Below are 21,602 nucleotides of genomic sequence, written 5' to 3'. Positions count from 1 at the left end.
AGGCCGCAGCCTTTTTCGGATACAAGCGAGTTATTTTTTACCGTATTCGGCCATGTCTTGTTCAACCGCTTTAGCAAGTTGAGACATAACACCTGGGAATGCGCTGACTACGCGGTTCCAGCTTGGGATAAAAGGCGTTTCCATTGGGTTTTCTAAATACTGGTTGCCCGCTTTCATGATATTGCTGGCAAACAACTCAACGGCCTGTTCTTCACTGTGAACGTCCAGTTTTAAACCGTTGATTTCGGCATCATTTCGATAGGTTTCGATAAAGTCCAAAGCAACTCGGTAGTAAGTCGCTTTAATCGTACGGAAAGTCTCTTGATTGAAGATCGTACCGTTGGTTGCCAGTTTTCTGAAAATGGCTTTAGTGATATCGATCGACATTTTAGACAAACCGCCATTGTCATTATCTGCGGATAAGTCTTGGTGTTTGTGATCGTAAATGTCAGCAATATCCACCTGACACAAACGGTTTGGTGAATAGTTGCGGTACATTTCACTCAGAACACCAATTTCTAGACCCCAGTCACTTGGAATGCGTAAATCTGTCATAACATCGCGGCGGAAGGAAAACTCGCCAGCAAGTGGGTATTTGTAGCTGTCTAGGTAATCTAAATAGTCTAGATGACCGAATACTTTTTTCAAGGAATGAAGCAAAGGCGTAACCAATAAACGGCTCACGCGACCATTCATTTTGCCGTTGGCTGCACGAGCATAGAAACCTTTACTGAACTCGTAGTTGAAGTTTGGATTCGCCACTGGGTAGATTAATCGTGCTAATAACTCTCTGTCATAAGTCACAATGTCACAGTCGTGCATGGCAATGGATTCTGCTTTACCTGCCGCTAAGTTGTAGCCCATGCAGAACCAAACATTTCGGCCTTTACCTGGATCAGAAGGGGAAAGGTGTTCGCCTTTCAAGACACTGTCGATTTCTCTTAACCGAGGGCCATCATTCCAAAGTACCTTGTAGTTTTGCGGTAAGACACTAAAGAATTCTAGAGCATGGCGGTATTGCTCTTCTGTTGCTCTGTCCAAGCCGATGATGATTTCAGAAAGGTAAGGAACCTGTTGCAAATGCTTAATGATATTCGGCATTGCGTCTGTTTCTAATTCAGAATATAGGCAAGGCAAAATAAGAGACATAGGACGTGTTTTTGCAAACTCGCACAACTCTTTCTCCATTTCCTCTAACGGGCGGTTCGCCAAGTTATGGAGTGTCGTAATGATGCCGTTCTGATGAAAATCGCCCATGAAAATCTCCTAATAAAATACAAATAATAATTTTTGTTTGAGTAAAACTGAAAACAAGAAAGCTAAATAATGCCTTGTTTGCTTAATACTAAATCTATGGCTTGCGCCCAACCTTCCGGTCCATAACCATCCGTCAACCAAGCATCGATACGATTAGGGACTTCTGGTGGCGCATGCACTGGTGAACGTATAACAACCGGAATGTCGGCTTCGCTTAACATGCCAATGTCATTTTCACCGTCGCCCAACGCCATGGTGGTAATTTCCTCGTCACTTTGGCTGGCGTATAAATCGGTTAGCCAAAGCATGGCATTGGCTTTATCGCAGTGTTTGCCCATTAAATGTGAGAAACGACCGCCTTTTTGAATTTGCACACCAAAAGGCGCTAGGTATTCTCTTAACTGGTTTAATGCCACGTTTGAATCTGTCCACACCATAGGTTCAGTGAATTCTCGTTGCATGGCTAATGTGGCGTTTTCTTCACTCAAGCCGGTTAATGTCATCAGCTCTTGGCAGGAAATATCGCTGAAACGCTTGAAGGTGTAGTTGTCTTTTTGGCTGTCGGTTAGCTCAATCAGAGTGCTGCGCTTAGGGCCAAAGGCTTTGACCCAATAGTCGCCACAATCTTCTAATTCTTCATCGATAAAAAGGGATAAATGCTTAGGAATATAAACAGCAGAGCCATTCTCTACGATGAAAGGGTCTTGGTGATCCAACGCTTCTCGCAAAGAAAGTAATTCATGAAATGTCTTGCTGGTATTGATAACACAAGGAATAGAAAAGGTTTTTAACGACTGTAATGCCGTTTGTGCGGGAACAAAACTGTATGTGTGATGGTCAAGTAAAGTGCCATCTAAATCCGAAAATACTAAAAGACTCGTCATGTAGATTCCATATTTAGGCGACCAAAAATAACTGGTCGGCGTTACTGTTAGGCTTGCAAAACTGGTGCCAGTGATTGAAACTGGCCGAATTTCTCCAACTAAGGTACTGGTTCAGGTTAACTGAACTTTTAAACAAATAAATGACAGCTTCACTACGGTTATATGTCTTAATTGCTCTCTCCTTATTAGCCTTCGCGGCCAACTCCATACTCTGTCGATTAGCGTTAGATGGCGGATTAATTGACCCAGCAAACTTCACCATGTTGCGCTTAGTCAGCGGTGCTATCACCTTGGCATTGCTTTGTGTTTTGCAAAGCATGAAGCAAAACAGCACCTCTCTAAAAAAGGTGTGGTTAGAGGGTAGTTGGTTATCTGCGTTTTCGCTGTTTATTTATGCGATTGGCTTCTCTTACGCTTACGTCACATTAGAGACAGGGATTGGCGCGCTGATACTTTTTGGTGCTGTTCAACTAACACTGATTCTGATGGCGGTTTGGGCAGGGCAGAAGCTTAAATCCCTTGAGTGGATCGGCTTACTCGTTGCCTTTGCGAGCTTTGTGTATTTGGTCTTCCCAACCTTGTCTTCGCCTTCATTGGTTGGCTTTATCTTAATGACATTCGCAGGCATTGCTTGGGGGCTGTACACTTGGCGCGGGAAGATTTCTTCACTGCCATTATTCGCCACTGCATCCAACTTCATACGCACCGTACCTATCCTAATTATTGCTTTGATATGTATTGGTTTTTTGGAAGACTACAGCTTAACAACCGCCAGTTCAGAAGGAATATTATTCGCCATTGTTTCAGGTGCTTTAATGTCAGGTGTTGGCTACGCACTTTGGTACGCTGTACTGCCTTCACTTAGCGCTTCTTTAGCGGCTGTTTTGCAATTGTTAGTGCCAATTATCGCAACGATTGGCGGCGTTATTTTCGCCAGCGAAGCCGTGACTTTGCATCTCATTATTGCAACCGCAGGTGTATTAGGTGGGGTTTTGTTGGTCATCTTAGGGAAAAAGAAAAAAGCTTGAATTGCTCTTTTTTGGTGCAATAAATTCCCGTCGCATCAAAATAGACAAACCTGTGAATCAAAACAGGGTGCTTAAAAAAGCATTAAAATGAACTCAAAAAGCCAAACTCATGTTTGGCTTTTTTCTGCCTAAATAAAGCGAAAGGAACTTTATAGAGAGATAAGCGTTCTTAATAAAACTCGGTAAACATAAGAGAAAGAATGATGAAAAGTAGAATGTTAGCTCAATGGTTTTTCTTTGTAGTATGTATTTTATCTGGTTCTGTAATGGCGAATGAACCTGTGAGTACAGGGTATTGGAGCAACTCGGCCATCGGCGGGCACGATGTATTAGATTATTATCGTGAAGGTGTTGAAGGCAGCAGCCCAGTGGCGAAAGGCTCGAAGCAATTTGTGGTGACATGGAACGGTGCAGAGTGGCGTTTTGCAAGCCAAGCATCGGCGGATAAATTTTCCGCTGCCCCTGATAAATACGTTCCCCGTTACAATGGTTTTTGTGCCAATGCACTGGCGTTAGGTGAGGGTTTAATTCCTACTAGCGGTCAGGTTTGGGAATTTTTCGGAGAAGAACTGCATTTGTTTTTTGCAGAACGCGGCCGCCAAAGATGGCTAAATGGCGATTGGAAAACTTACCAAGTCCAAGCGGATAAAGCTTGGCAAGCTTCTCTTGATTAATGTGATATTAACCTACAGGGTTGCGTTGAAAAGCGGAACGAATTAAGCCAAGGCCAGCGATAGAAAACAGAACAGCCGTCATGCCATTGATCCAGCGTTTGGCTTTTTGATAAGCGCCCATGATTCCTTTAAATGAAAAACAAATGGAATAAAGGGAGTTGACTACAAATCCAAGCACCACACAAAGAGCAAACGCCGCTAATAATGCGAAAATATCATCATTGCTTCCCATACCTACCGATAATGCCGCCATCCATGCAATGACAGATTTAGGGTTAGATAGATTCAAAATTAAGCCACGCATAAACCAAACCCGACTCGAAACTGTTTTATTATCAGTTTGCAGAGTATCTTCAGTGGAAGAAAAGCTGCTTTTGGCTGACAGATAAGCGAGCCTTAGTAAATAAAGTCCACCAAATATTTTTAATACCATTAAAACGTATACTGAACTTTGCAACACAGCACCCATGCCACTGGCTGCAATAATTCCCCAAAAAACAAGGCCGAAAGATAACCCCATTGCATAAATTAGGCTGGCTTTACGACCTTTACTCATAGCAATTGTTGCGTTTGAAATATTGGCTGGTCCCGGCGAAGCCGCAACAATAAAAAAGGCAACCCCAATACTTAACAAAGACAGTAAATCCATACTCTGATCTCCTCATAATGCGCATCTTTTGATCTATTTTTATATGAAATAGCAGAGTTATTGTCGAGCTTTTTCTAGATGGCTGTTCAACGCTTTATATTCACTGAATAGAAAAATGTAGGTCATGATAAGGGAGGGTCGACCGTAATCTGATATTGAAAACGCAGCTTTCACCTTCTACAACAACTCCTCAATAGTAGGTCGCACTTCAGTGCGACAAATTGCTTTATTTTTGATTTAGTCAATTCTTTGCTCGTTTTTCCTAAAAAATAATCATGGATTTGCGTGTTTACACTGGTAGATAAATAAATAGTCTTTTAGTATCAATGCATAAGAATCTCTAGCTCTGAGATAACGCGCTGGGGATAAAAGGAACAACGCGCACGCTTGTTTTACCCGTTTTAAATTTTGTGGATAGCTTTGTAAAGTACAGAATATTCAGTTAGTTGTAGAGATGTTTAGAGAGTTTTAAAAATATGTAAACGCGCATGCGCACTATTAAAATGTTAGGCCAACATGGAGGTTCATCTTGCTTAAAAAGTTATCTGATAGATTTGACCAATTATTTACCGAAATTTCAGCAATAGAATCGACAATTGCTCACCGTCGAAGTGACTTTGGTAATTACACTGAAATGGATGATGAATCCGCTTTAACTTGGAAAGTAAAAGTTAAAAATTTACTTGTAGCAACGTGCGGGAAAGAATCACAGCACTACATTGAGTTCATTGAAGCAGAAAAAATAAACTCATATGAATCAAGCTCTGATGCATTTAAACGAATGAAATCTGTTTTCATTGCTTCAATGGATGATTATAAAGGCGGTTATTTAACTTCTATAAAAAACTTAATCCAAGCTGATGTTTTTGATAGTGAATTAGAACAAGCCGAGGAATTATTATCTAATGGTTATAAGCTTGCTTCAGCTGTAATTGCGGGTGTTGTGTTGGAAACAGCATTAAGAGATCTTTGTAGTCGAGAAGGTATCGCTACAGGCAAGCTAGATAAAATGAATGCCGATCTTACTAAAGCTGGCATTTATAATAAATTACAGCAAAAAAGAATAACTGCATTAGCAGACATTAGAAATAGTGCCGCACATGGAAAACCAGAAGAGTTCTCTGAAAGTGATGTAACAACCATGATAAGAGATATTGAACAGTTTTTGGCTGTACAGTTGGCCTAACAAGTTGCTCAAACGGACGTGTAACAGTTGGCTCACGCTCGTTCCTCGCCAGTTTAGCCAACTGCCACACGCCGCTTAGCAAGGCACTAACCTTCTCAAACATGAGGCCGAATTTTGTATTTTACGGAAATCGAAAAAGCAGGATTCAGATCTTGGCCTGCATTAGAAGAATCGGAATCAGATGGCATTGTATTGCGCTTTTCTAATGAATATACGAAAAGGGCTAATTCTGTAAACCTACTTCAAAAGCAAGTCTCAGATTTCGACTCGCTTGTGGGCAGATACGAGCAATACTTTCAGGACAAGAGTCTTCCTTGTATTTTTCGCTTAACGTCTTTTAGTGAAAATCAAAGATTGGATAGCTACCTAGAAGAAACAGGATATAGCTATTTAGATCGCTCTCTTGTTTTGGAAAGGTCAATTGAAAACGACAGCTTTAAAGAGGTTTGCTTCCCTGAATTCACCAGCAGAGCTTGGGTGAAATCGTTTTGCAAGATTAGTGAGTTAAGCTTCGATGAGCACTTAACGCATCTTGAAATGATTGACCGAATTGAGGACAAAATGCTTTTTGCTGTTTTGGTTGAAGATGGAGTAGAAGTAGCTTGTGGGTTAGGCGTGGTGGCAAATGGGTTATTTGGGCTTTTTGATATTGCCACTCATAAATCTGTCAGAAATAGAGGCTATGCCACCAAATTAATAGAAGGTATGCTTCACTGGGCAGTAGAAAACGGCGCAACTCGTTCATATCTTCAAGTTGTTGCAGGCAATAAACCAGCTATTAGCTTATATGAGAAAATGGAATTTCAGCAAAGCTACGAGTACTGGTACCGTATTCGCAATCTAGATTAACACCTGCACCAATAATTGGGAGCAGGGTTGAATTAAACGCAAATTCAACTTCCTCGTATCTGATCCCTCATCATTCTTGTGTGGCTCTCTAATTCTGAGACAATAACGCGCATGTGTACTATTAAAACGTTACCTAAAGGAAGTATCTGATTGAATATTAATATCCGAAAAGAGGGCTTGACTCATAAAGTGGGTGTTCAACAAATGTCTGTATAATGCGCCTTGATAACCTCTTTCCGCTTTTGTTTAAGGAACAAAACCTCGAATGAACACTTATATCACTTACTGTGTTGCTGTGCTTATTGCTTGTCTGGGAGCAACATTGTCTTACATTGAATTCCTTGATGATATCGACTGGTTTGCGCGCAGTGGTTCGCTTATTGTGATCGTTGGTATTTTGTACACGATTTTAGAGTTTTATGCGCATCAAGATGATCATAAAGTACTAAAGCGTGAAGCGCCCAATGCCTATGCGAACCTAAAATATGAGCATAAGCGTCTTGATGAAAAGCAGGTCAAAATATGGAAGCAGAAAGCGGAAGCATTGGAAGACGATTTGAAAACCGGTTTAGAAAAAAGAACCATGAAACACGAAGGTATTTTGTTGATGACAGGAACCTTGATCTGGGGCTTTGGGGATTTGCCTTTTCGTTTTTTAGTGAGTGGTTAACTGAATTTATCGTATTGCGTCTGCATTACAATATAACTACACTATAATTTATGGAAGATATTACTTTTGAATGGAACCCTCAAAAAGCCAGTATAAATATCAAAAAGCATGGTGTGAGTTTCGATGAAGCTCAATCTGTATTTTCTGATTTGCATGCTCGCTTAATACCTGACCCAGATAGTTCTTTTGGGGAGGAGCGTTTTCTTATTCTTGGCCAAAGCATTGATTTAAAAGTGTTAATTGTGTGTCATTGCTACAGGGAGCCAGATGATAGAATTCGTATCATTTCTGCGAGAAAAGCAGACAAACATGAACGTAAACAATACGAGGAGTATAGATATGCGTGATCAATATGACTTTTCTAATTCTGTACCTAATCCGTATGTGAAAAAGTCTAAAAAACAAATAACGATTCGTTTAGATCAAGATGTAATCGACTACTTTAAGCAGCTGTCTGAGCAAAATGGCGTGCCTTATCAAAACCTAATTAATCTTTATCTTAAAGACTGTGCTCAAAGCCATAAGGAACTAAAGCTTAATTGGCAGTAATTAAATTGAAAAGACGCTAGTAAGCTACTGTTTTTTTCATTCTTCTCGTCTATTAAAAGGCCTTCTCTTGCCACATTCTTCTGACTCCAAATCTTCCCCTGGCGCTTATCAAAGTTTGTTGCCGATACTTCGCTTTATTAAGCCTTACAAAGTTAAGGTGGCTTTGGCCTTGTTCTTTCTTGTCTTCACGGCGGGGATCAGTTTATCGGTAGGACAGGGCGTGAAGGTGGTGATCGACAACGGGTTTATTTCTGGCTCGGTGGAGCAGCTTACTAGCACGATTTTGTTGCTGATTGGTATGATCTCTTTGTTGGCTTTTGGGACCTTTTTCCGCTTTTACCTGATGTCGTGGCTCGGTGAGCGAGTGAGTGCTGACATTCGAACGGCGGTGTTCAATCAAATTATTCGTTTGCATCCAAGTTACTTCGAAGAAAACCGCAGTGGTGAGTTGATGTCTCGACTCACGACCGATACGTCTTTACTGCAATCCATTATTGGTTCGTCTTTTTCCATGGCGCTGCGCTCGCTGTTCATGTTGTTGGGCGGCTTGATTATGTTGTTCGTGACCAATTTTAAGCTGTCGATGATTGTGGTGGTGTGCGTTCCTTTTGTGCTGATTCCCATGATGGTGTTTGGTCGTCGTGTGAGGAAGTTGGCATCGAGCAGCCAAGACGCCATTGCCGATATTGGCACTTACGCGGGCGAGATGATTCAAAACATCAAGGTGGTGCAAAGTTACAATCATGAATCCATTGAGCAGAAAGCCTTTGGTCATGAAGTTGAAAAAGCCTTTGATGTGGCGAAGAAGCGCATTAAGCAGCGGGCGTTTTTGTTTGCGGCGGTGATCTTATTAACCTTTGCGGCGATCAGTGTCATGTTGCTGGTGGGTGGTATGGATGTGATTGCTGGGAGAATGACGGGCGGTGAATTAGGCGCGTTTGTTTTCTACGCAATTATGGTGGCCATGTCTGTGGCAACGGTGGCGGAAGTGTATGGTGAATTGCAGCGGGCGGCGGGTTCGGCAACGCGTTTGTTGGAGTTGTTGCAGATTGAGAGCATGATTACCTCACCAAGCCATCCACAATCTCTTCCTGAAAAACAGTCGGATCAAGCTTCTCTTGCAATTGGTTTTCATGATTTGGATTTTTACTATCCTTCTCGTCCTGATGTGGCGGCGCTGAAGAACATCAATCTTGCTATTGAACATGGGCAAACCGTGGCGTTGGTTGGGCCGTCGGGCGCTGGCAAAACCACCATGTTTGAAATGCTGCAACGTTTTTACGATCCACAAAAAGGCCATATCACACTCAATGGCGTTTTTATTGAGCAGTTATCCTTGTCTGAATTACGAGATGTAATGGGCATGGTGCCGCAACAGCCTGTGTTGTTTAGTCATGATGTGATGCGCAACATTGCTTACGGTAAACCTAGTGCGTCATTTGAAGAGGTGGTGGATGCGGCAAAGCGTGCCAATGCCCACGATTTTATTGAGCAATTGCCGCAAGGTTATGAGAGCTTTTTAGGGGAGCAAGGTGTGCGTTTGTCTGGCGGTCAAAAGCAGCGCATTGCCATTGCTCGCGCGATTTTGAAAGACCCTGACGTGTTATTGCTTGATGAAGCGACCAGCGCGCTGGATGCGCAAAGTGAGTTTCATGTGCAAGAGGCATTGAATGAGTTAATGGCGGATCGAACGACGATCGTGATTGCGCATCGTCTGGCGACCGTGATTCATGCGGACAAGATTGTGGTGATGGATAAAGGGCACATTGTTGATTCGGGAACGCATCAATCTTTGTTGGCCTCATCGCCACTGTATCAGCGTTTGTGTGAGCTACAGTTTGAGCAGGGAAATAAATAATCCGTTTTGGTGATACAAAAAAGCGGACTTGATCTACTAAGTCCGCTTTTTTAATGTCTTTCTGCGTTTTGTCAGAGCTTATTTTTCAGCAGTTTGCTCCGACAAAGCAACATAAGCTGTGGTGAATGCACCTTCTTGGAAGGCTCGTAACCCTGTTGCTTTGAATGGAATCGGCATTGGGTTCTTTTGCAGAACGTCTTTGATTGTCGCTGAGTTGAAAAGATCCACTTGAACAGTATTGATCAGTTGTATTGCTGCTTCGATTTTAAAACCGACGGCACCGCCAGCAAATTTGCCTTTGGTTGGACGTTCTTTAATAACGGCTCTTGTTACCTTGTAATCTTCAAACAGCTTTTTAAGCATGAATTGAAATTTTCGAACGGCTTCACTGTCGTTTGAATTGCTCAATGTGTGTCGTATTTGGCGACAGTCTGGTATTTGGAATAAGCCGTCTTGTTTGGTCATAAGGCAAAGAATGACTTCGCTGCCTTTGATCTCGATACCGCAAGTAATCATAGTGTTGATCCTGAATAGGGTGGTTTTGGCCATTATCGCACACTTCATTCGATTGACGCAGAGTAAAAAATACTGGCTGTGAGAAGAGAAACGAGTCAGATCTAGTGCGAATGCATCTGCTTGTGGTTTATTGCACTTTTTTGACTGTGCCGTCTCTTATTTTCTATAAGAGTATTGTAGTATTTCAAAATATTATTTTGTTAAATAACAAAACACGAGATTTTCTACTGTAAATTCTTTGAAAACGGTTTTTTACTGTAGAAATGTTTTTCTTTAATTCTTGAAAATTAGGCTGCATAAAATGACTGCTTCATCGCCAATGGGTGTTTCTCGTCCTCAGGTGAAATCTTTAGATGAAATCCTTCCTCATGAACCTTTGCTTATGATGGGCGCAGGCCCAGTACCTATTCCAGAACGCGTCGCCCGAGCCAATTCTGTGGTGATAAACCATCTTGGTGATGTGATGGCAGAGGTTATTGGTCAGGTTAAGAGCATGGCGCGTTACGTGTTCCAAACTGAATCTAAGTGGGTGATTGGTGTTGCGGGTCCGGCTTCTGCTGCGATGGAGATGGCGGTAGCGAATCTAATGCAGTCGGGCGAAAGCATTTTATGTATCAACAATGGCTTCTTTAGTCACCGTATGGCGGAAATGGCGTTGCGGGTTGGTGCGGATGTACATGAGTTGCATGTGGGCGTTCATGAAGCGGCTGATCCAGAGCGAGTGAGAAAAGCCATAGAAGAAACGCGTCCAAAAGTATTAACCATGGTGCAAGGTGAAACCTCTAACACTGTGTTCAATCACAGCTTGGAAGAGATCACGAAAATCGCGAAATCTTACGGCTGTTTGGTTGTGGTGGATGCCGTTTGTACGCTCAGTACCATGCCGCTGAAAATGGACGAATGGAAAGTAGACGTTGTGATCACTGGCGGCCAGAAAGGTTTGTCGTCGATTCCTGGGGTGTCCTTATTGGCGTTTTCCGATGAAGCTTGGGCGGCAGCGAAAAACCGCAGCAAGCCACCAGCTCAGTGGTGTTTCGATATTCAATTGGCTGAGAATTTTTGGCACAAAGACGGCTATCACTACACCGCGCCTGTGTCTGGCATTATGGCCTTGCATGAAGCGTTAAAACTGGTGTGTGATGAGACGTTAGAAAACCGTTTTGCTCGTCATTTACGTTGTTCAAAAGCATTGCAGTCTGGGATTGAAGGAATGGGATTAGATCTCTTCATACCTAATGAATCTCGCTTGAATTCTGTCATCGGAATCAATATTCCAGAAGGCTTAACCGCGAAGCAAATTTGCCGACACATTTCAGAAATGTACCGAGTGGAAATTGCCGGTTCGTTTGGACAGCCGATCGTGCGTATTGGTCAAATGGGCGAGCAATGCCGCGAACATAACTTGTTCCGTACACTGCATGCCTTTGGTAGCACAATGCGCGATTTAGGTATTAAAGTTGACCAGCCGAATGGCATGGCAGAAATGGAAAGCTACTTGCAAAAAACACCTCGTCCTCTTTATCAAGTAGCTTAGTTTTCCAATACTTTTTATGAATCAAATGCCTTTTGTTTCCTGAGAAACTGAAGGCATTTTTTTGTTTGACTGCTTATTCGGCATTAGGCTAGCGAACAAAGCGCCTAGCGTGATCAGGGTGCAAGCGATGATTTGTCCTGTGGTTAATTGTGCTTCTGTAAAGATCCCCAACCAAACCGTAGAAAGTGCTGGTGCTGTATAAGAAAGCACGCCCAGCAAAGATAAATTGCCTTTTTTAACGCCCATATCCCAGCAGAAAAACGCCACTCCCACAGGGCCAAGTCCTAACCCTAGAACCGCAATCCATGTGGAAACAGGGAAAGACCAGTTTTGTTCTTCCAAGGCCAAATGAGAGCCGCCAGCCAATAAAGTCGTGACCAAGCAATACCAAAGTACTGAGCTTGAAGGAACCGCGTGAAATCGTCGATTGGCCACTGAATAACTCGACCAAATTAAAGCGCAGGTAAAAGCAGCACCATAACCTGTCCAATGATATGCGTTGTCTATTTGAGAGTCAGACACTTGCCCTTTGCTTTGCAGCATGATTCCTGTGCCAATAAAAGCGATAACAGCACCCACTAAATGCGCCCAAGACAAAGAGTTTCCTTTTGTCATTCCAGCCATTAAGACGATCAGAAGTGGCCATAAATAGGCGATTAATCCAGCTTCTACTGGTGGCGCATGTTGGAAAGCGTAGAAGTAACAGAAGTGATAAAAGTAGAAGCCTAAACCGCCCATTAAAATGGCGCTTTTAGGTGTGAGTTGCCAAGAGCGTTTCAACTCGCCTTTTAGTAAATACACAATAAAGAAGAGCATGCTCGCCACGCCAAACGTAAGAGTCAGCAATAAAAGCGGCGGCACCAAGTTGGCTTGTGTCGTGAACAGAGCCAGTGTGCTCCAAAGTAAAATCGCAATGCTGCCAATTAAGGTGGCTCTTGGGTTGTGTTTGGTCATGGTGCTTCCTAAAACATCTTGCTTGGAATTTATGTATTGGTTCAAACGTCTAGCCGCTTAAAAAAAGCGATTCAGCAAACGCTAAGGTGAATGACTTTTTAAGCAGTGTAAAGATGACCTAATGTTACTTATTTTCTTGTTGAGCGGTTGTCAAAAATGCCTGTTATGAGTTGTCAAAAGTGATGATGTTATCCGTAAAAAAGTTTAAGTGACCATAATTTAATGAGAAATCTTAAACCATGACAGGGTGGTGACAGGTTTGGAGAGTAAGGTTTACGCAATCTAGTTTACTGAAAGTCTACTTTTCGGGACATGATTACCTAACAAAAAAAATAACAAGCAGGAGACTGTCATGCTTAATACCTTTTCTTTGAAATCCCTTCTTATTTCTAGTGCTGCCGTTTTAACGGTTGCCAGCCAAGCTTACGCGTACGAACCCGCTCGCAGTGCAGAATGTATCGCACCAGCAAACCCTGGTGGCGGTTGGGATTTTACTTGTCGTAGTGTTGGCAAGGTTTTAGTTGACCTTGAATACATTAAAGGCAATGTTCAAACGGTGAATATGTCTGGTGCGGGTGGCGGTGTTGCTTTCGCTCACACAATCAGTAAACGTGCGAAAGATGACAACCTAATTGTGGCTGCAAGTACAGCAACAACAACCCGTCTTGCTCAGGGTCAATTCCCTGGCATGAGTGCTGACCAAGTGAAATGGGTAGGTACTTTGGGTGCAGATTACGGCATCATCGCCGTTGGTAAAGATTCAAAATACACCTCTCTTACTCAAGTAATGGAAGCGTTGAAGAAAGACCCAAGCTCTGTGAAATTTGCTGGTGGTAGTGCTTCTGGTGGCTGGGATCATTTGAAAGTCTTGATGACTGCGCAAAAAGCCAATGTTGAAAAGCTTCCTCAAGTTCGTTACTTAGCATTCAGCGGTGGTTCTGAAGCCTTAGTGCAAGTGGTTGGCGGTCACGTTGATGCTTTCACTGGTGATATTTCAGAAGTAAAAGGATTTATGGATTCTGGCGATTTACGCGTTCTAGCTGTGCTTTCTGAAACTCGTTTGCCAGCGCCTTTCGATAATATTCCTACTGCAATGGAGCAGGGTATTGATTCTATCGCGCCAAACTGGCGTGGATTTTACGTACCAGGTAACGCGAGCTCAGAGTCTTACGACTGGTGGGTAAATACAGTTGATGAATTGTACGAAACTCCAGAATGGAAAGATGTTATGGAGAAAAACGGCCTTATCCCATTCCACAAATCTGGTGCTGAATTTGACCAATTCGTGAAGAACCAAACGATGGACATCAGAATACTTTCTCAAGACATAGGTTTAATCAAATAACACCTCTTAAGTGATTTTGAACCGCTATTTGGAGGGGGTAACCCCTCCTGTTTTCTTTTTATCCCTACGATTTACTTACATGGAGCAGAGACATGCGCATAAATGATCGTGTGTTTGGCATGCTGATGTTGATTCTTGCCGTGGCCTACGGTTGGGAAGCGACTCAGTTCCCCGTCCCTTTTGGTGGACACGAAAGTGTTGGACCTGAAACTTTTCCTATCATGTTATCCATCATTTTAGGCATTAGTTCGATTTACATGATTGTTCGTCCAGACCCAGATGAGAAGTGGGCGCCAGTGGCGATGCTTATCGAATTGAGCGTTGTTGTTCTTTCCATGCTGGCTTTTGCTTGGGCAATTGAGCCGATTGGCTTTATGCCTGCCGCGGCCTTGGTTGTGAGCTTTTTAAGTTGGCGTATGGGAGCGAGTATTGCTAAGAGTCTGATCACGGGTGTGACAAGCTCAGTAATCATCTTCTTCCTATTCAATAATGTGCTTGAACTAGCACTGCCTCTGGGTCTATTGGAGTTTTAATATGGATACTATGAGCTTATTAATGAACGGTTTTGCCGTTGCATTAACGCCTGAAAGCATCATGTTTGCCATTGTTGGTGCTATTTTGGGTACCTTGATTGGTGCTTTGCCGGGTCTTGGCCCTGCGAACGGTGTGGCGATCTTGATTCCTCTTGCGTTCAGCTTGGGTTTATCGCCAACCTCTTCTTTGATTTTATTAACCTCTGTTTACGCGGGTGCCATGTATGGCGGTCGTATTTCGTCTATCCTGTTGAATATTCCGGGTGATGAGCCTGCCATGATGACCTGTTTAGATGGTTATCCTATGGCGCTGAAAGGCAAGGCTGCAGAAGCCTTAGCAATCTCTGCTATTGCTTCTTTCATCGGTAGTTTCATTGCAACAATTGGCTTGGTGATTCTGGCGCCTATCTTAGCGAAATTTGCGTTGAAATTTGGCCCTTCAGAATACTTTGCTTTGTTTGCGCTGGCGTTTGCCACTCTGGGTGGTATAACAGGAAAAAATCAGTTTAAAACGCTAATGGCTGCAGCGATTGGTTTGATGATTGCCTCTGTTGGTATCGATATTTCTACTGGCGTTCAACGCTTTACCTTCAACACGCTTGAGTTGTTTGAAGGGGTAGATTTCATCATCGCCATTGTTGGTTTGTTTGCGATCAGTGAATTGCTGTTTTTCTTAGAGCGTCACGCAGGTGATGGCTTGAAACAAGTGGCTATTAACAAACTGAAACTGTCTCCAAAAGACATTGTGAAAGTGCTTCCAGCTTCTTTCCGTGGTGCAGTATTGGGCTTTGTTGCAGGTGTTCTTCCAGGAGCGGGTGCTTCTTTGGGAAGTTTCATTAGTTACACGCTGGAAAAACGCGTGTCTGATAAAGATAGCTCGTTTGGTAAAGGTGATCCTCGCGGTGTGGCCGCGCCAGAAGCCGGTAACAATGGCGCAGCATCTGGTGCTTTGGTGCCTATGTTGACTTTAGGTGTGCCTGGAAGTGGTACAACGGCTGTATTATTGGCGATGTTGATCTCTTTGAATATTTCTCCTGGCCCTATGTTGTTCCAACAAAATGCTGACCTAGTTTGGGGTGTTATCGCGGCGATGTTCGTGGGCAACCTTGTGTTGTTGCTATTAAACATTCCGATGGTGGGCATCTTTGTTAAGTTGCTGAGCATTCCACCTAAATACTTGATGCCAATCGTGACGCTAATTGCATCGGTTGGTATTTACTCGGTGAGCCACAGCGCGTTAGATTTGTATTTTATGGTTGGCTTTGGTGTATTGGGTTACATTTTCCGTAAAGTCGATATCCCTCTTGTGCCGATTATTTTGGGCATGTTGCTTGGGCCTGAAATGGAGAAAAGTTTACGTCATGCATTAGTACTTTCTGACGGTGATTGGAGCGTATTATTCAACAGTGGCTTAAGCATTGGTCTTTGGACGGTTGCTATCCTTGGGTTGATTTTGCCTATCATTGTTGGCCCTATTGTTAGAGCGAAAATGGCGAAGTCAAAAGCTGTATCAGAAGACAGTTAACGTCAAAAAATTGCAGTTAACTTTTTAATTCGAACCGTTTTTTGGCGGTTCGAATTTTTTCGTTTAAACAAAAAGACAATACACAAAAATAATAAGATGGTTGAGTTTTATGCGGATTTTAGTAGTTGAAGACACTCAAATTCTAGGGCAAGCAATTTGCGAGCGGTTAACAAGTCTAGGTCATGGTGTCGATTTGATCGGAGATGGTAAGCGAGCGGATGAATTGCTGAAGTACCAATCTGTTGATTTGATCTTGCTGGATTTGAATCTACCAGGGTTATCTGGCCTGCAATTATTACAAAAGCTTCGCCAGCGTGAAGATGACACTCCTGTTCTAATTTTAACTGCCCGTGATCAGATAGAAGATCGAATCCGATTGTTGGATGAAGGCGCAGACGATTATCTAACCAAACCATTTGATTTTGGCGAGCTAGAAGCTCGCTGCCGAGCTTTGCTACGTAGAAAGCAAGGCTATGCTGCTAACACAACTGAGCATGGTAATATTCTGGTGAATCGAGACAGCCGTCAGGTGTTTATTGATGGTGAACTGACGGCGATTACCAACCGTGAATTCCGCTTACTAGAGATTTTTCTTGGCCATTTAGGGCGTGTTTTGAGCAAAGACGAAATCACCGATCATTTGTTTAATTTCAATGAAACACCGGGGCCAAACGCTATAGAGCTGTATGTTGGTCGCTTACGCAAGAAAATGATCAAAGGGGATTTAACCATCAATACGCTAAGGGGCATTGGTTATGTGGCCGAAATCTCTACACCATCAAAATCTGAGTGAAGAGGAAATCACCGCATTAAATAAAGCGCCTTCTTTGCGTTTCCGTTTTATTTTGGCGGGTGTTTTAGTCATCGGCATTATTGCGGCATTGGCTGTGAATTTGGTGTTTGACTACAGCCGTAAATTAGCGGATTTATCTTATGATCGTCTACTGCGCAGTGCTTTGTTGCAGATGGATGAAAATGTCGGCCTGATCCGAAACGAAGTCAGTATTGATATTCCTTGGTCTGCCTTTGCCACCTTGGCGCAAGCAGATGAAGATCGCGTTTTTTATAAAGTAGAGAGCTTAGAGCAAGGTTACATTACAGGCTATGAAGACCTTCATAGTTTGCCGCCCAATCCTCCCGTGTTAAATCAAATCCAATTTTACAACCAAGAATATTCTGGCGAAATGGTGCGCTTTGCTTGGCTTGAGCGCCACCTTACTGATCCTGAAGGGGCGCAGACTGTGCGAATCATATTAGGTCATACTCGATTATCACGAGAAGAAATGGCTTCCGCTGTGACGCGCCGAGCGGTAGAGGTTGTGGTGCTGATTGCCTTGGTTGCGATTGCGTTGATCGCCATAGGGAGTCATCTTGTTTTAAGGCCGTTACATCGTATCGAACGGGCATTAGAAGACCGTGCTATGGGAGATTTAACGCCAATTGATATTAATACGCCAAAAGAAACACACCATTTAAAAGTGGCCATTAATCATTTCATGGTCAGGCTGCAAACTAACTTGGAACAGTTGGAAAATTATACAGCCGACGCAGCGCATCAATTGCGCACGCCATTAGCCAGTCTGCGTGCTTTGGCTGAAAATGCACGAGACAACACCTCCCCAGAAAGACAACACGAAGCGCTTGAAAACATCGTGAAGCAATGTGATGCCTTAGGGCAAACAGTGACCTTGTTGCTTAATCAAGCGGTTGTTTCCCATCGCTTACAAACACAGCGATTAGAGCCTGTGAATTTGTTGGAACCGATCACAGCGTCTTGCCGCGAACAGGCGGTGACGGCGTTGCATCAAGGGGTTTTATTGTCTCTTGATTGCACCATAAAAACGGCCTTGGTATTGGGTGATAGCTTTGCGATTCAGCAAATGATGCAAAATCTTATTGAGAATGCAGTGCGTTATAGCGGCGCAGACATGGAACATGCATCGGAGATCATTGTTCAAGTTCAGGAGTTTGATGAGTTTTATCGCATTAACGTGATTGATTACGGAGTTGGGATTCCAGATGTCGAAAAAGAGCGGGTGTTTGAGCGCTTTTATCGAGGCCGATATGACATGGCGGGCAGCGGAGTGGGTTTGGCTATGGTGAAGGACATTGTGGATCATCATTCCGCACGTATTTTGATATCGGACACGGAACCGAAAGGCACCACTTTTCAGGTTGATTTTGCCAAGTTTAGAATGGGGAGTCGCTCCGTATGAAATCATTGCTTGTGATGAAAAAAGCCATAGTTTCGTTAGTCGCGTTACTTTTCAGTGTGATCAGTTTAGGCGCGTTCGCCAATGACTCGGTGTGGTTTGGTAATAAAAATGCGACACGTATATTACACATAAATTCGACCATGGATTTGGCTTCTTTTGAACCGATTTTAAATGCATTTGTTTCCCTTTATCCGAATGTTCGACTGGCTTATCGAGATGTAAGTACGCAGGATTTGTACTTTCTCGTCATGGAAGAACAGAAGGAACCTGTTGCCAGTTTGGCCATCAGCAGTGCGATGGATTTACACCTTAAATTAGTCAACGACGGGTACGCTCAAACCTATCAATCAGAAGCTACTATGCTCTTGCCAGACAACTTTAAATGGCGGGATCAGCTGTTTGCTTTTTCACTAGAACCGGTTGTAATGTTGGTGAATAAACAGACTTTCCCCGGTGTTCTGCCTGAGGACAGACAGTCTTTATTGCAAACCATTCGACAGCATGGCAAAGAGATGACTCGGCGGATTGGAACCTATGATATTCGCCAGAGTGGTGTCGGTTATTTGTTGGCAAGTCAGGATGCGCGACAAGCCGACGCAACATGGGGCCGTTTGCTAGAAGCGTTCGGCAACCACGACATTCAAACTTACTGTTGTACTCATGAAATTATCGACGATATTGCGAGCGGAAAACTGGCCGTTGGCTATAACTTACTTGGCTCTTATGCGTCACAAAGGGCACAAGAAGATGATCGGCTGAAAATGATTTTGCCAAAAGATTACACTCTCATGTTAATGCGGACGGCATTCATCCCGAATAATGCTCCGAATGTTAGAGACGCAGGGCTGTTTCTTGATTTCTTGTTGTCTGATACGGCCCAACAAATGATGCAGACTCAGGATCTTTTATTTCCTATCCAACCTGACGCGAATAATCCAAATAACTTGTATGTGGTCAGTGCGCCGGGACCCACTGGCGTGATAGAGCTTGATCAGCAACTTTTGGTTGGACGAGATTTTGCGAAGCAAAAACGCTTTATTCGTAACTGGGAAGCCGCTTTAGAAATCAAGGAAGAATAGCGGGCGTTACGAAGAAAAATGCTGGCTACGGTAGCGCCCTGGTGTGGTTTGATAATGTTTGGAAAAGAGCTTTACTAACACACTGGCGCTGCTTAACCCGACTTTGTAGGCGATGTAGTCTAAACTTTTGTTGGTGGATGAGAGCCATATTTTGGCTTCTTCTAAACGGCGGTTGAGCAAGTATTGTTTTGGCGTCATACCAAAGTGGCGCTTGAATAAAACGCTCAATTGGCTTGGGCTTAAGTGTACGTCTTCGGCCAGTTCCGCCAAACTCCAAGAGGCTTGAAAGTCTTTGTCTAAACGCTGTTTTGCTTTTGTTAAGCGGACATCAGAATGACTGATTTTGTCTTGAGGGATAGGTAATAGATGCTCAAGTAAATTCAGAGCTTGGTGTGTTTTAACGCTGTTATTGGCTTCTGCCGTTAGGCTGGATAGAAAGGGTAAATAAGCCTGCGCTTGTGGTGTTAAGTTAATAAAATTGAATTCGCTTTCGATTTTCTGGTCCCAGACAGGTAAGGCGTTTAATACCAAACAGCGATTGTCTTGTTCTGCCAAATGAGTGTGAGCTTGGCTGGTGGAAATATAACAAGCTTGGCCAAAGTGAATAGGCTGTTGGTGCTTTTCGACTTCCAAATGTAGGCTACCAGAAAGCGGCAGGACAATTTGAGTGTGAGAATGAAGATGTGCGTCAGCCGTACCTTTATAGGAAATAACCTCGATAGAATTTCGCATCGTATTAGCTCCTTAAAAAGGTGACTGTTTTCTTAATTCTGTAATAGAAACACATTACTTTGTGGGACTTTTTGAAGTATTCATTATAATCTGATTAAGCTTATAAATCGTACACAGTTTAAAACTAAAATTAAAAGGAAACATCATGCGTTATTTAATCGCTCTAGTTTGTAGCTTAAGCCTATCAAATGTTTGGGCTGATATGACTTTAACTATCCATGATCAAAATGATCAGCCTGTTTCCAATGCCGTTGTGAGTTTGTCTGGCAGCTTTGTTTTGACGCCAGACGAGGTAGAGAAGATGAACCAAATACATTCCTCTTTCGTGCCTCGCGTTTTAATTGTTCAGAAAGACCAATATGTGAGCTTTCCAAACAGTGATGATATTCGTCACCATGTTTACAGTTTTTCTATTCCTAAAGCCTTTGAAATCAAGCTTTATAAGGGGTCTGAAATTCCACCAATACAATTTGATGCGCCGGGTATGGTTGTTTTAGGCTGTAATATTCATGACAGCATGATTGGTTATATCTACGTGGCTGACAATGAATACACGGTTAAAACAGATAAAAACGGCCAAGTCACCTTGCCAGCTAAGTTAGGCGATAAAGTGTCATTTTGGAGTGAAAGACTTATTGAAGGTGTGACTTCAGAGAAAATGATTGATATCACCAGCGACACAGCGCAAACAGTGAAACTTGAGTTGCTTCCGCCAATCGAATTTGTTGATCACGATTCTCACGGTTACTAATCAAAAGGTGGCTGCTGCTTGTAAAAACCAGTAGCCTGCCTAACAATTCTGTATATTAACGCAAGCTTTTAGGTGTATGTCCGTAATGGCGCTGGAATAAGTGTGTCATGGCGCTCTGATTGCTGAATCCAGCTTCATCGGCCACGATGGATAAAGGTTTGTTCGTTGTCACAATAAGATTGTAGGCTTTTTCTAGACGTTTTCTCAGGATGAATTGATAAGGTGTAATTGACGCAGCGTTGGTGAACAGCTCACTAAAATGACCAGGGCTGACATGATGCATTTCAGCAAGTTGAGCAATGGAAAGCTTTTGATCAATATGCTCGTCGATAAAGCGTGAAATAGAGTCTATATCGAGTTTCTTACGGTCTTTATATTGGCGTGTATCACCTAGAATTCGAGAGTGTAGGGAGGCGATTAAGCTAAGTGTGCAGCCTTGACCTGCTTCAGGGAATAACTCAAACGTGTTGGACTCTTTTGTTAGATATGAGATCAACATTTTCAGGCTATCGTCGGCAGAGAAGTAATGAGGTTGTTCAAAAAGCGTTTCTAATCGGCTGTGCAGAGGTAGGCTCGGTATATCTATAACGATGTGACTGTTTTCACCAATTCCTTCAAAATAGTGTGTTTCACTGGCGGGCGCTATACAGCCATGAAGATTGTCAACAACACCACCTTTACCACCAATTTCGAAGAGTGCATGTCCTTTTTCTGCGATAATCAGTTGATGGTGGTTGTGGTTATGTTGGTCACTTTCATTAGCTAAAACAACACTTTTTACATGCATTTTGAACCTAAAAATTCTGTCAATCT

At 42.9% G+C, this 21,602-nt stretch carries 23 protein-coding genes; 16 read left to right on the top strand and 7 right to left on the bottom strand.

What is annotated here, in order from left to right; genetic code table 11:
* Positions 1-30: 30 nt before the first annotated feature.
* Both AC0L46_RS02940 and AC0L46_RS02935 read right to left on the bottom strand, forming a co-directional pair.
* Positions 31-1,257 (bottom strand): glycosyltransferase family protein, encoded by a 1,227-nt coding sequence (locus AC0L46_RS02940; protein WP_414680869.1) that lies wholly within the window; start codon positions 1,255-1,257, stop codon positions 31-33.
* A gap of 62 nt (positions 1,258-1,319) precedes the next feature.
* The gene (locus AC0L46_RS02935) at positions 1,320-2,141 is read right to left on the bottom strand and encodes an HAD-IIB family hydrolase (protein ID WP_414680868.1); all 822 of its coding nucleotides are present in this window, start codon (positions 2,139-2,141) and stop codon (positions 1,320-1,322) included.
* 140 nt (positions 2,142-2,281) lie between these two features.
* Here AC0L46_RS02935 and AC0L46_RS02930 point away from each other — a divergent pair, with 140 nt between their 5' ends.
* Both AC0L46_RS02930 and AC0L46_RS02925 read left to right on the top strand, forming a co-directional pair.
* Entirely contained in the window at positions 2,282-3,169 is an 888-nt protein-coding gene (locus AC0L46_RS02930; protein WP_473505626.1) for a DMT family transporter, read from the top strand.
* 200 nt (positions 3,170-3,369) lie between these two features.
* Entirely contained in the window at positions 3,370-3,843 is a 474-nt protein-coding gene (locus AC0L46_RS02925) for a YHS domain-containing (seleno)protein (RefSeq protein WP_473505624.1), read from the top strand.
* Between the two features lie 7 nt (positions 3,844-3,850).
* On the opposite strand, the gene AC0L46_RS02920 is transcribed toward AC0L46_RS02925, so the two are convergent.
* Positions 3,851-4,492 (bottom strand): LysE family translocator, encoded by a 642-nt coding sequence (locus tag AC0L46_RS02920; protein WP_473505622.1) that lies wholly within the window; start codon positions 4,490-4,492, stop codon positions 3,851-3,853.
* Positions 4,493-5,021: 529 nt separating this feature from the next.
* Here AC0L46_RS02920 and AC0L46_RS02915 point away from each other — a divergent pair.
* From AC0L46_RS02915 to AC0L46_RS02890, 6 genes are all read left to right on the top strand, one after another.
* Positions 5,022-5,678 (top strand): hypothetical protein, encoded by a 657-nt coding sequence (locus tag AC0L46_RS02915; RefSeq protein ID WP_473505620.1) that lies wholly within the window; start codon positions 5,022-5,024, stop codon positions 5,676-5,678.
* A 114-nt stretch (positions 5,679-5,792) separates the two neighbouring features.
* Complete coding sequence (locus AC0L46_RS02910) at positions 5,793-6,527, top strand: GNAT family N-acetyltransferase (RefSeq protein ID WP_473505618.1); 735 nt, start codon at positions 5,793-5,795, stop codon at positions 6,525-6,527.
* A 265-nt stretch (positions 6,528-6,792) separates the two neighbouring features.
* Positions 6,793-7,197 carry a hypothetical protein gene (locus AC0L46_RS02905; protein WP_473505616.1) on the top strand — a complete coding sequence of 135 codons (405 nt, stop codon included), beginning with the start codon at positions 6,793-6,795 and terminating at the stop codon, positions 7,195-7,197.
* A 50-nt stretch (positions 7,198-7,247) separates the two neighbouring features.
* Positions 7,248-7,544, top strand: a complete 297-nt coding sequence (locus AC0L46_RS02900) for a BrnT family toxin (protein ID WP_473505614.1) — start codon at positions 7,248-7,250, stop codon at positions 7,542-7,544.
* The gene (locus AC0L46_RS02895; protein ID WP_473505612.1) at positions 7,537-7,746 is read left to right on the top strand and encodes a BrnA antitoxin family protein; all 210 of its coding nucleotides are present in this window, start codon (positions 7,537-7,539) and stop codon (positions 7,744-7,746) included. The genes AC0L46_RS02900 and AC0L46_RS02895 overlap by 8 nt, the downstream gene beginning before the upstream one ends.
* A gap of 67 nt (positions 7,747-7,813) precedes the next feature.
* Positions 7,814-9,604, top strand: a complete 1,791-nt coding sequence (locus AC0L46_RS02890; protein WP_473505610.1) for an ABC transporter transmembrane domain-containing protein — start codon at positions 7,814-7,816, stop codon at positions 9,602-9,604.
* 78 nt (positions 9,605-9,682) lie between these two features.
* On the opposite strand, the gene AC0L46_RS02885 is transcribed toward AC0L46_RS02890, so the two are convergent.
* Positions 9,683-10,120: a DUF3010 family protein gene (locus AC0L46_RS02885; RefSeq protein WP_473505608.1), complete on the bottom strand. Its 438-nt coding sequence runs from the start codon at positions 10,118-10,120 to the stop codon at positions 9,683-9,685.
* A 301-nt stretch (positions 10,121-10,421) separates the two neighbouring features.
* Between AC0L46_RS02885 and AC0L46_RS02880 the strand changes: the two genes are divergently transcribed.
* Complete coding sequence (locus AC0L46_RS02880; protein ID WP_414680857.1) at positions 10,422-11,654, top strand: pyridoxal-phosphate-dependent aminotransferase family protein; 1,233 nt, start codon at positions 10,422-10,424, stop codon at positions 11,652-11,654.
* Positions 11,655-11,675: 21 nt separating this feature from the next.
* On the opposite strand, the gene yddG is transcribed toward AC0L46_RS02880, so the two are convergent.
* A complete protein-coding gene (gene yddG, locus AC0L46_RS02875) occupies positions 11,676-12,608 on the bottom strand; it encodes an aromatic amino acid exporter YddG (protein WP_473505606.1) in 933 nt (310 codons plus the stop codon).
* Between the two features lie 352 nt (positions 12,609-12,960).
* Here yddG and AC0L46_RS02870 point away from each other — a divergent pair, with 352 nt between their 5' ends.
* From AC0L46_RS02870 to AC0L46_RS02845, 6 genes are all read left to right on the top strand, one after another.
* The gene (locus AC0L46_RS02870; RefSeq protein WP_473505604.1) at positions 12,961-13,953 is read left to right on the top strand and encodes a Bug family tripartite tricarboxylate transporter substrate binding protein; all 993 of its coding nucleotides are present in this window, start codon (positions 12,961-12,963) and stop codon (positions 13,951-13,953) included.
* Between the two features lie 92 nt (positions 13,954-14,045).
* Positions 14,046-14,486, top strand: coding sequence for a tripartite tricarboxylate transporter TctB family protein (locus tag AC0L46_RS02865; protein ID WP_317004454.1), 441 nt, complete (start codon positions 14,046-14,048; stop codon positions 14,484-14,486).
* 1 nt (position 14,487) lies between these two features.
* Complete coding sequence (locus AC0L46_RS02860; protein ID WP_473505602.1) at positions 14,488-16,011, top strand: tripartite tricarboxylate transporter permease; 1,524 nt, start codon at positions 14,488-14,490, stop codon at positions 16,009-16,011.
* A 109-nt stretch (positions 16,012-16,120) separates the two neighbouring features.
* On the top strand, positions 16,121-16,804 hold the full coding sequence (locus tag AC0L46_RS02855; protein ID WP_414680852.1) for a response regulator transcription factor: 684 nt from the start codon (positions 16,121-16,123) through the stop codon (positions 16,802-16,804).
* Complete coding sequence (locus AC0L46_RS02850; protein ID WP_317004451.1) at positions 16,767-18,227, top strand: sensor histidine kinase; 1,461 nt, start codon at positions 16,767-16,769, stop codon at positions 18,225-18,227. The genes AC0L46_RS02855 and AC0L46_RS02850 overlap by 38 nt, the downstream gene beginning before the upstream one ends.
* Entirely contained in the window at positions 18,224-19,306 is a 1,083-nt protein-coding gene (locus tag AC0L46_RS02845; RefSeq protein WP_473505599.1) for an ABC transporter substrate-binding protein, read from the top strand. The genes AC0L46_RS02850 and AC0L46_RS02845 overlap by 4 nt, the downstream gene beginning before the upstream one ends.
* Before the next feature lie 6 nt (positions 19,307-19,312).
* Here AC0L46_RS02845 and AC0L46_RS02840 read toward each other — a convergent pair whose 3' ends face one another.
* Positions 19,313-20,038: a helix-turn-helix domain-containing protein gene (locus AC0L46_RS02840; RefSeq protein WP_473505597.1), complete on the bottom strand. Its 726-nt coding sequence runs from the start codon at positions 20,036-20,038 to the stop codon at positions 19,313-19,315.
* Positions 20,039-20,183: 145 nt separating this feature from the next.
* Here AC0L46_RS02840 and AC0L46_RS02835 point away from each other — a divergent pair, with 145 nt between their 5' ends.
* Positions 20,184-20,789, top strand: a complete 606-nt coding sequence (locus AC0L46_RS02835) for a cupredoxin domain-containing protein (RefSeq protein ID WP_473505595.1) — start codon at positions 20,184-20,186, stop codon at positions 20,787-20,789.
* Between the two features lie 55 nt (positions 20,790-20,844).
* Here the strand turns inward: AC0L46_RS02835 and AC0L46_RS02830 are convergent, their stop codons facing one another.
* Positions 20,845-21,576 carry an AraC family transcriptional regulator gene (locus AC0L46_RS02830; protein ID WP_414680847.1) on the bottom strand — a complete coding sequence of 244 codons (732 nt, stop codon included), beginning with the start codon at positions 21,574-21,576 and terminating at the stop codon, positions 20,845-20,847.
* Between the last annotated feature and the right edge of the window lie 26 nt (positions 21,577-21,602).

The sequence above is a fragment of the Marinomonas sp. 15G6-16 genome (assembly GCF_055809555.1).
The sequence above is the reverse complement of the archived record's forward strand: the minus strand, read 5'-3'. Positions and strand labels throughout refer to the sequence as shown.